Source organism: Kitasatospora sp. NPDC059327, assembly GCF_042752535.1.
Classification (GTDB): Bacteria; Actinomycetota; Actinomycetes; order Streptomycetales; family Streptomycetaceae; genus Kitasatospora.
Map to the genome: position 1 here is coordinate 1 of NZ_JBHYYB010000179.1, position 9,983 is coordinate 9,983.

The following is a 9,983-nucleotide window of genomic DNA, read 5'->3' on the forward strand; positions in this document are numbered from 1 at the left end:
TTCTGGCCCGCAGTGCGAGGTACTGCGCGGTCTTCGCCCGCCTCGCCCAGCGCTCCAACTGTTCCCGCTCGGTGTCGCTCAGGACCAGGTCGGCCGGCGGAATCGCGGCGGTGGTAGACCGCCGGCTCGCCCCGCACGCCTCGCTCCTCGGCCGGGCCGATCCGAGGGTGGTGGCGGCGATCCGCCAGGCGATCAGCGAGAGCGTCTCCACCTCCACCCGCACGATCGAGTACGCACGCTGGCGGACCGAGCGGATCCTGGACGCCGAACACGGCCAGGGCGCGGTGGGGATGCCGTCGCGGGCCACGTTCTACCGGCTCTTCGACAAGCTGTCGCACGGCGTCCACGTCACCGGATCGGCCCGCACCCGCCGCTCGTTGGCCGACCAGCCCGAGGGGCCGTTCCGCTACGAGTCGGTCGCGGCCCCGGGCGAGCTGATGCAGATCGACTCCACCCCGCTGGACGTGCTGGTGCGGTTGGACGAGGGGACCCCCGGTCGCGTCGAGCTCACCGGACTGGTCGACGTCGCCACCCGCACCATCGCCGCCGCGGTGGTGCGGCCGACCACCAAGTCGGTGGACGCCTCGCTGCTGCTGGCCCGCGCGCTGACCCCGGAGCCGATGCGACCGGGCTGGGCCCAGGCGCTTGCGATGTCCCGCTCGGTACTGCCGCACCGCAGGCTGTTGTCCTTGGACGAGCGCCTCGAACACGCCGCCGCCCGACCGGTGATCATCCCCGAGACGATCGTCTGTGACCGGGGCAAGGCGTTCATCTCGGACAACTTCCGCTCCGCCTGCCGCACCCTGGAAATCACCTTCCAGCCCTGCCACCCACGCTCCCCAGCGGAGAAGCCCCACATCGAACGCACGCTTGAATCAGTGGCCACCCTGTTCTGCCAGTTCATCCCCGGCTATCTCGGCCGCACCGCCGAACACCGCGGCCGGGGGGTGGAGGACGAACCACTATGGTCGATGCTGGAAATCCAGGAATTCCTGGACGAGTGGCTTGTCGCGAAGTGGCAGAACAGGCCCCACGACGGGCTCCGCGATCCGGGCGTCCCCGGCCGAACCTTCACCCCGAACCAGAAGTACGCCGCGCTGGTTGAGAGCGCCGGCTATGTCCCCCTCGCTCTGAGCGGGGACGACTACGTGGAACTGCTGCCAGCGACTTGGCGGGCCGTCAACTCCTACGGAATCAAGATCAACAACCGGGTCTACGACTGCCCTGATCTGGCTCCGTTTCGCCGGCAGCCCTCCGGCGTCACGCGCAAGAGGCACCTGTGGGAGATCCACCGCGACCCCTACGACGCCAGCTGGATCTGGATGCGCCAGCACTGGGAGACCGGCTGGATCCCAGTCCCCTGGAAGCACCTCGGCAGCGTCCCGCAACCCTTCGGTGACCTGGCCTGGGACCACGCGGCAGCCGACCTGCGGAGCAAGGGCAACCCAACGCCCACCGAGGAGGAGACCGCCCAGGCCGTCGCCGAGCTGCTGGTCAGAGCCAACCAGGGGCCGACCGGCCAGAGCGACGGCCCGGCCACGCAGCCGTCCAAGCGCAACCGGCGTGTCGCCGCCCGGAGCCGAGCCGCCTCCGAGAACCACGGACCACGTCCGCCGAGGCCAGAACCGTCGCCAGCCGCCGAGAACGACTGGCCTCTCCCTGCTGGAGAGGCCCTGGACGACACGGATGACGAGCCGATCGCGAAGGTCATCCCGCTCGGCGTCTTCGACCCCTTCAAGGAGGCGGACAAACGATGGTGACCGCGACCGGACCCACCCCAGGCCAGGACGCGGACCCAGGCCGTCAGCACGGATGGCGACGAGCCCTGGACCGCGAGGACCTGCACCGCTACCTCACCACTCTGGAGGGCTGGCGGGAGTTCACAACCCAGGACCCTGCCCCGCCGGACCTCCTGACCGCAAGCCAACTCTCCGGCCTGGACGACGACGGACTGCTCGACTACGACGACTGCCGCCTCGACTACCACACACGCCTGACCGTGGCCGCGACCTCCACCTTGCGCACCGTCGTCCACGCCGGCCGGCGCCTGACCCTGCTCAACCGGCACGCGATCAGCGCCCGCCGGGGCCTGATCCTCTCGGGCGCGGCCGGGACCGGAAAGACCACCGCACTCACCCAGTTCGGCAAGACCATCGAGGTCATCGACCGCCGCCAGCATCCGGGCGTCGACCGGATCCCGGTCGTCTACGTCACCGTCCCACCCGCCGCGACCTCGCGCATGCTGGCCGTCGAGTTCGCCCGCTTTCTCGGCCTGCCCGTCACCACCCGCGCCAACATCACCGACGTCATCGAAGCCGTCTGCGGCGTCCTCATCGACGCGAGAGTGAGCGTCGTGTGTGTCGACGAGCTGCACAACCTCTCACTCACGACCAGGAACGGCGCCGAGGTCTCCGACACCCTGAAGTACTTCTCCGAACGGATCCCGGCCACCTTCGTCTATGCCGGAGTGGACCTGGAGGCGAACGGGATGTTCAACGGCACCCGGGGCCGGCAGATCGCCGGACGCTTCGCGGTCATCGACACCGTCCCCTTCCCCCGCACCCAGGAATGGACCGGCCTGGTCAGCACCTTCGAAGAGGCCCTGCGACTGCACCACCACCGGCCCAAGACCCTGGAAGGGCTGGCTGGCTACCTCCACCATCGCACCGGCGGCATGATCGGCAGCCTCTCCCACCTCATCCGTGGGGCCGCCATCGACGCGATCCTCGACGGCACCGAGATGATCACCCGGCAGTCGCTGGAACGCGTCAAACTCGACCGAGCCGCCCAGACCCGCAAGACCAAGACCGCCTCATGACCAACAGCGTTGACGACGGCGACCGGCTCCGCCTACTGCCAGCTCGCCCCCGCCCCAAGAGCGGGGAGAGCACCGACTCCTACATCCGCCGACTGGCTCGCGCGAACCACCTCAAGCCCAGCTACCTGCGCGGATACCTGGCCGGGCCACCCGACTACGGCTACGGAACTCGCCCCCGAGGCGATCGGCTCGCAGCCGTTACCGGACGTCAGCAAGACGCACTCGAACGGGCACTGCCAGATCTGGCTCCGAGGAAATCGACTGGACCCGACGAGCCGGAGAAGCCCAAAAGACGCGTCACACTCAGCGCGGACAAGCCCGCACTCTTCGCCGCCATTCGACGCGATGCCCACAAGGAACACCTGTCGGTCGGTGCCTTGTCGAAACGGCACCACGTGCACAGCCGCACCGTCATGCAAGCCCTCGCCTCCCCGACACCGCCGCCCCGAAAGCCGCGCACCGTCAAGGAGAACCCGGTCCTGGACCGCATCCGGCCCGCCCTCGATGCCATCCTCGACGAATACGCGGCGACAAACGGTGGCCAGCTCCCTCCCACCCGCCTGATCTGGGAAAAGCTGCTGGACGAGTACGACGCCGATGTCTCCTATGCCACCGTGCGCCGCTTCCTCGTCGGTCATCCGCTCACGAACCCCAACGGCGTCACCGGCACCCCGCGGCGCACGCCGGGAGACTTCCTCGGTGCCACCCATCAGGCTCTGCAAGTCAACATCATCAGGAACCACCGCGGCCTGCTGGCCGCCATTCGCCAACAGCCCGCGATGCACGGCATCGACGCCTCCTTCGCGACCACCACAGCCTTCGTCCTGGGCTGCGACGCAGGGACCTCCTGGAGCATGCTCGCCGGCTTTCACGAGTGGTTGGTCGTCCGGCTCGGCAGGGGGCACGACCTCACCTGGCCTGCCCTCGTTCGCCACCGGTCCATCCGCTCACGCCCCACGCCGACATCGAAGCCGTCGCGACACTCTTCCAACTCCTAGGCGAGTTCTTCGACCAGCGAGAGCAGCCCGACAGCCTCGCAAGGATCTTCAGGGACTGCCAGTCCTGGCTGAACACCCAAAGCTGGTATCACTTCGAAGCAGCAGGGACAGACCAGATCAACTGAGACAACACCTTGCATCCCAGCTTCCGGGACCAGATCACTTGAGATTCTCGGCACCTCGGCGTCTCAATCGATCTGGTCGCCGCAGGTCACAGCACTCCTCGCAGACCAGATCGTTTGAGACGGGACAACAACTGTCGGCGCTATGTGTCAAGTACAGTCATCAGCCGCAAAGGTGCGACTGCCTGCCGTGGATGTCACCTACGAAGCATGCTGACCTGCGGAGGTGCCAGTTGCTATCGGCACTGTGGCGGCGGGACTGCCAGGTCTTCTTGTCACTTGCGTACACGTACATAGCAGGGCAGGGGTGTGGAACGCCGGGTTTCTCGGAAACCCGATCCCCGGTTGGGTACCCTCCCGTAACTTCCGTCTCACATTGTTGGCTCGCAGCGGAAGGCGAGAGGGCGTGGTCTCGACTTTGCCCGGCGGATTCTCAGTGGAGGCGGCTGCGAGCACCAGCCTGTGGTCCGATGTCTGTGCTCTGGGAGAGCTTGCCCTTCTTCACCCGGGGTTCGGCGCCCTCAGGAAGACGTTGAGCCTTTCCACCGGCTGGAGCGATCGGTGGACCGCGACATGGCGCTTCGGCCGTACCCCGGTCACCTGTTCGGTCCGGAACCTCAGCGAGGTCGAAGCGGTACAGAGCCGACCGGTACGTCGCTTCACGTGGCGGACGGGCCAGTGGCACAGGCCGGGCCTGGAGTACCTCGTCAGCACCGACCGGCACCACGGTTTCGAGAGCTTCGAGGAGGAGCTGCTGCTGCTCCTCATCGCCGACTTCGCGGGTGATATGGAGGAGGCGCTGGCGCAGCCCTTCCGCCTGCGGTTCCTCACCGCGGACGGAGAAAGGGTCGACCACACCCCGGATTTCCTGCTACTGACCGGCTCGGGGCCGTGGTTGCTGGATGTCCGGCCGGCCGGACGCATCCGGCCGGAGGACGAGGTGAGGTTCGCGGCGTCGACTGAGGCCGCGCTGGCGGTGGGCTGGAACTACAGCGTGGTGACCGGCTGGCGCAGGCACGTGGTGAGGATCGTCGATGCTCTGTCGGCGGGCCGGCGGGAGCTGACCGATCAACTCGGCCTCCAGGGCGAGTTGCTCCGGGCCGCCGCGTCGGGGCCGTTCCCGTTCGGTGAGCTGGTCGAGCGGTGCAGTTACCCGGCGATCGCCCGGGCCCACGCTCTCTGCCTGCTGTGGCACCGGGATCTGGGGACCTGGCACCCGGCAACGAGCTGATCATCGACGGCGCCGAGTGGATGGTGGAGACGTTCGAGCCCCAGGTGGGCAAGGTGGTTCTGGTTCCGGCCGACGGGCCTTCCTGGCACACCTCGGTGCGGGAGCTGATGCCGATGACCGACCTGACGCCGCAGAAGCAGCGGCTGACCCTGTTGCGGCTGGCCCACCTGAACGAGGTGGAGACCGGCTCCCTCAGTGGTGACCCGCTGCTGGCGGGACCGGCCGAACCGCGTCCGCAGTACGACCCGGACACAACCACGCTGACGCAGCACCGGCAGGCGAAGGCGGAGGAACTGCGCCTGACCGCGGTCGAGAACCCCGACCAGGCCGCCGCGCTGGGCCTGCAGCGGGCTGGCTACCGGACGCTGATCCGCTGGGACATGAACCGGCGCCGGTTCGGCCCGGTCGGCCTGGCGGACGACCGGTGGCTTCGCGAGGCGACCGGGCACCGGATCTCACCGGCGGTTCGGGACGCGTTGTTCGCGGTCCGGGCAAAGACGCTGCACCGTTCCAAGCTCAGCGCGAAGGACCGCGACCGTCTGATCCACCAGTACGTCCGGGCGACCTTCGGCCCTGACGAATCGGTGCCAAGCTACACGATGCTGCGCACGGTGTGGAAGGAGTGGTTCGGCTCCAGCGGAGCACGGCAGCGGTATCTGCGCTCGGCCGCCCGCGCCCAGGAGGCGCCTCCAGCTGGACGGTGAAGACGCCCACCTCCGTCACCACCGACGCGCTCGGCGCCAAGCTGACGGCTGTCGTCAAGTTCGACGCCTCCGGCCGTGCGTTGGAGTCCCGCAAGCCGGGCTCCAACGGCACGGACGCCGGGACGGTGAAGTCGGTGTTCTACACCGCCGGCGCCAACCCGGACGACGCCGCATGCGCCAACCGCCCCGAGTGGGCGGGCCTGCCCTGCGCCACCAGGCTGGGCGGGACGGTCACCGGCGCGGACGCCTCGCGGATGCCGACGACCCTGCCGGTCAAGCGGGTCACCCGCTACTCGCCGTTCGGCGAGCCGGAGGAGACCACCGAGACCAACGCGGGCAAGAGCCGCAAGACCGTCACCGTCTACGACGGCGCGGACCGGATCACCTCCACCGAGATCACCTCGGACGACGGCAAGCCGCTTCCGAAGGTCACCACCGAGTACGACCCGGCCACCGGCGACATCGTCAAGATCAACTCCGGCGGCAAGTCGCTGACCCGCGTCCTGGATGCGCTCGGCCGGCTGATCTCCTACACCGACGCCGACGGCGGCACCACCACCACGGAGTTCGACCGGTTCGGCAAGCCCCTGAAGGTGAGCGACCCGACCGGCTCCACCGCCTACACCTACGACCGGGCGAAGGAACCGCGCGGCCTGGTCACCTCCGTGACCGACAGCGTCGCTGGGGAGTTCACCGCCAAGTACGGGCCGGACGGCCAGCTCGTCGAGCAGACCTACCCCGGCGGCATCGTCCGCAAGGACACCGTCAACGCCGTCGGCGAGGCCACCGCCCGCACCTACACCCGCACCAGCGACAACAAGGTGATCTGGGCCCAGAGCACCGACATCTCCACCCAGGGCCAGGTGGCCAAGGACACCAGCTCCACCGCCACCCGCACCTACCAGTACGACCGCCTCGGCCGGCTGGTGAAGGCTGAACAGAACACGGTCGCCACCGGCTGCGTCACCCGCCAGTACGCCTTCGACACCCACTCCAACCGCCTGTCCAAGCAGACCTCCCCCAAGGGGACGTCCGGCGAGTGCACCACCGCCGGGGCCACGGCGGATCAGGGGTTCAGGGCGGTCCCGCTCTCGGTGGACAGCCGCCGTCCCACCACCGAAGGTCTGCGAGCGAAGGCCACCCAACTGTGCCAGGGCGAGTCGCCACGGTGCGCTGCTTCCGGTGAGCCGGTCGGCTCCGTCGGAACCGAGAAGGTCCAGGAGCCGGACGCCCATAGTGGGCCGGTGACGGCGAGGACGGTGGCTTCCCGGACCCGGCGCCGACTGCTTCGAGTTCAGTGACCACCCTCAGTACGCCGAACGGCGGTGAACGGAAGCGAGAGCACCATGGACCTGGCCTTGCCGGCCATGGTGTCGCCGGTCAGCTCGGCGGTGCACTTGATCTTCATCCTCACCGGCGAAGAGACGGCTGCGGTGAAGCGCACAATGGATCCGTCGATGTGACCGTCCGTGATGGGCTTGCCGTCGTAGGTACCAGTCAGCGTCGCACCGGCCGAGGTCAGGGTCAGGACGGCGCTGTCGTCGCCGCCGCCGGTCTTGAAGGTGATGTTCCAGGTTCCATCGACTGTCATGGTCTTCTCTTTCGTTGGAGCGGTTGGGCGAGGGTCGTGGTGGGGGTTGTGTCGTCCAGCGGGGCGGGTGATTGTCCAGGTCTTCTGCATTGGGAAGCGGGGGCTGGGCGTGTCAGCGACACGTGGGGGACGTGGTCACCGCGGCTCGTTCTCGCGCTCCCTGTGTGCCTTCAGTTGGTGCTGCAGGGCGCGCGCTTCATCGTCGCCGTCCGGCTGCTCGTCCACTTCGAGGAGGAAGTCGGCGCCGCCGAGGAGCGCCTCGGCCAGTTCGGTGGACCGCGCCAGCATGGTCGTCTCATAGGCGCGCAGGGCCTGGTCGACGGTGGGGTAGGTGGCCAGGGCGAGAGCGAGGTCGTGGGCGTCGAGCATGGCCAGGTTGACGCCGACTCCGATAGGCGGCATGAGGTGTGCGGCGTCGCCGAGCAGGGTCACGGTCGGCACGTGTTCCCAGGTGTGCGGTGCTGGGAGGACGAAGAGCGGCCGGTCGACGTAGGGTCCGTCGTTGTCGCTGATCATTTGCCGCATGCCGGGTGCCCATTCGCCGAACTCGTCCAGTAGGTGTGCGCGGATTCCGGCGGTGTCCTCGTCGGTCAGACCGGCTGCAGCGATCCAGTCGACCGGAGTGCGCCTGATGATGTAGACACGGATGTGGCCGCCGCTGTTGCGCTGGGCGAACAAGGCGCGCTCGCCGTCGGTTGCGGTGGCGCTGCCGTTGCCGACCAGTGCGGAGACGTCGGCGTGGCGGGTCTCGACATCGTCGAACCACGCCTCCGTGAAGCTGACCCCGGAGTAGTACGGTACGGCCGATGAGATGGCCGGGCGGACCCGGGAGAACGCGCCGTCCGCCCCGATAACCAGATCGGTCTCGACAACCGTTCCGTCGGTGAAGCGCAGGATCCGCGGCCCCTGGGCGGGGCCGCCGACCTCGGCGAGGGCGCGACCCCATTGCACCGTGCCCGGTGCGAGGGAGCGGAGGATCAGGTCGCGCAGTTGGCCGCGGTCGATCTCCGGCTTGTCGAGGTCGTCCTCGTCCGGAATCTGATCGAGCAGCACGTTGCCGGCGGTGTCCCAGCGGCGCATCTGCTGTCCCTCCGGGCGCGCCAGCTTCCAGAACCGCTCGATCAGGCCCGCCTCACGCAGCGCGAGCTGACCGTCGTCGGCGTGCAGGTCGAGACTGCCGCCCTGGTTGCGGGCGTCGGCGTCCGGGTCACGGTCGTAGACGGTGACGTCGATGCCGTGCTTCTGCAGGATGCGCGCGCAGGTCAGCCCGCCGGGGCCGGCGCCGATGATCGAGATGCGGCGGGCAGGTACAGGGTTCACGGTGGTGCTCCGTTCGTGCGTGGCGAAGGTGTGGCGTGCTGTGCCGGTTCGCTACCTGCCCGGCGCGGGGAGTCCGACTCGCGGTTGTGGCAGGGGTCGTCTGCGTGGATGCGGGAGCGAGTGGGGGTCGGGCTTCCTCGGCGGAACCTTGATGGCGAAAAGCGCGGCGAGGAAGCGCGGCCGGACAGGAGCGCGACGATCCGGCTGTTGCCGGAGCTGACGGCGGTGGGACAGGCTTCCGTTGCAGCTGGGGCCAGGTTCTGGGGGGCACCGGCGTCGGACGCGGTGCCGGCAGGCAGCACGGGCTGGAAGACGCGATTGATCAGCGAACCCACGACGGCGACTCCGAGCGAACCGTGGTTGGCCAACGTCGTGGTGGTGCCCAAGTCACGCGTTGCGACGCTGTTCAGCGCGGTGCGGTGCGGCTGCCAGCTCGGTGGGAGACGCGGGCGAGGACATGACTGGTCAACTCCTTTCAGGAGGGGGAAGGAAGAGGGATGCGGTCGGGCGTGCAGCACCCCGCAACCAATCCCAGAAAACCACTTCGACCCAATAAGTGCAACTACTAAATCTTTGAAGTCGGCCAACCTATTGGTGGGCTTGGGGATGCGAGGCGTCACCGCGCTGGGCCTGCGTCGGGGCGAGAGCCAAACCGATGTGAGCACGGAAGGGGGCGATCGACCTCTTCGAACCGGTCCTGCACTAACACTGCGGAACCTCGAGGACGTCAGCACCGAGGCCAGTACCGGCGAACTGGCGAGCCTTCTCTTCGTGGTCGGCCGGACCGGCTCGCTCAAAACAGTCGCCCACACCCGGCTCGAGCATGAGCTCCGACTGTCGTCCGGCGTAGCAATCGTCGATGCGCGCTGCAATGCCGGGAGGACCCGCGACCACTCAGCACACCCCACTCGGTCCGTCGCCGCAACAAGGAGGCTCGGAGTCGCGGTCATCGGGATGGTGTCGGCCCGGCAGCCGCGTTGCGGCACACCGCGAGCGGGAAGTTCCGGCGAGCCGCACCTGCCTCGGGCAACCGAGCCTCTCGTGCGATCCAAGACGACCCGTACGCCGGCCTGGCTTTGTTCACGCCTTCGGGCTTTGGCACGAGTTCTGGGCTCTGTCGCTGATTGAGGGGTTCCTTCTTGTTGATCACGGTGACAGGAGGATGCGGCGTCGCAGGAGGTCGAAGTTGGCCCGGCCGT

At 68.3% G+C, this 9,983-nt stretch carries 8 protein-coding genes; 6 read left to right on the top strand and 2 right to left on the bottom strand.

The window, feature by feature from the left end:
- The 6 genes from ACFXHB_RS43305 to ACFXHB_RS43330 form a co-directional block, all read left to right on the top strand.
- A partial coding sequence (locus ACFXHB_RS43305) for a Mu transposase C-terminal domain-containing protein (RefSeq protein ID WP_380582504.1) occupies window positions 1-1,760 on the top strand: 1,760 nt, incomplete at its 5' end.
- Window positions 1,754-2,818 carry a TniB family NTP-binding protein gene (locus ACFXHB_RS43310; RefSeq protein WP_380582506.1) on the top strand — a complete coding sequence of 355 codons (1,065 nt, stop codon included), beginning with the start codon at window positions 1,754-1,756 and terminating at the stop codon, window positions 2,816-2,818. The genes ACFXHB_RS43305 and ACFXHB_RS43310, both read left to right, overlap by 7 nt.
- On the top strand, window positions 2,815-3,816 hold the full coding sequence (locus tag ACFXHB_RS43315; protein ID WP_380582508.1) for a hypothetical protein: 1,002 nt from the start codon (window positions 2,815-2,817) through the stop codon (window positions 3,814-3,816). The genes ACFXHB_RS43310 and ACFXHB_RS43315 overlap by 4 nt, the downstream gene beginning before the upstream one ends.
- A gap of 654 nt (window positions 3,817-4,470) precedes the next feature.
- The gene (locus ACFXHB_RS43320; protein WP_380582510.1) at window positions 4,471-5,169 is read left to right on the top strand and encodes a hypothetical protein; all 699 of its coding nucleotides are present in this window, start codon (window positions 4,471-4,473) and stop codon (window positions 5,167-5,169) included.
- The gene (locus ACFXHB_RS43325; RefSeq protein ID WP_380582512.1) at window positions 5,127-5,873 is read left to right on the top strand and encodes a hypothetical protein; all 747 of its coding nucleotides are present in this window, start codon (window positions 5,127-5,129) and stop codon (window positions 5,871-5,873) included. The genes ACFXHB_RS43320 and ACFXHB_RS43325 overlap by 43 nt, the downstream gene beginning before the upstream one ends.
- Window positions 5,870-7,174: a hypothetical protein gene (locus ACFXHB_RS43330; protein ID WP_380582514.1), complete on the top strand. Its 1,305-nt coding sequence runs from the start codon at window positions 5,870-5,872 to the stop codon at window positions 7,172-7,174. The genes ACFXHB_RS43325 and ACFXHB_RS43330 overlap by 4 nt, the downstream gene beginning before the upstream one ends.
- Here the strand turns inward: ACFXHB_RS43330 and ACFXHB_RS43335 are convergent.
- The gene (locus ACFXHB_RS43335) at window positions 7,168-7,464 is read right to left on the bottom strand and encodes a hypothetical protein (protein ID WP_380582516.1); all 297 of its coding nucleotides are present in this window, start codon (window positions 7,462-7,464) and stop codon (window positions 7,168-7,170) included. The genes ACFXHB_RS43330 and ACFXHB_RS43335 overlap by 7 nt on opposite strands.
- Window positions 7,465-7,599: 135 nt before the next feature.
- A complete protein-coding gene (locus ACFXHB_RS43340; RefSeq protein ID WP_380582518.1) occupies window positions 7,600-8,784 on the bottom strand; it encodes an FAD-dependent oxidoreductase in 1,185 nt (394 codons plus the stop codon).
- Window positions 8,785-9,983: the final 1,199 nt, after the last annotated feature.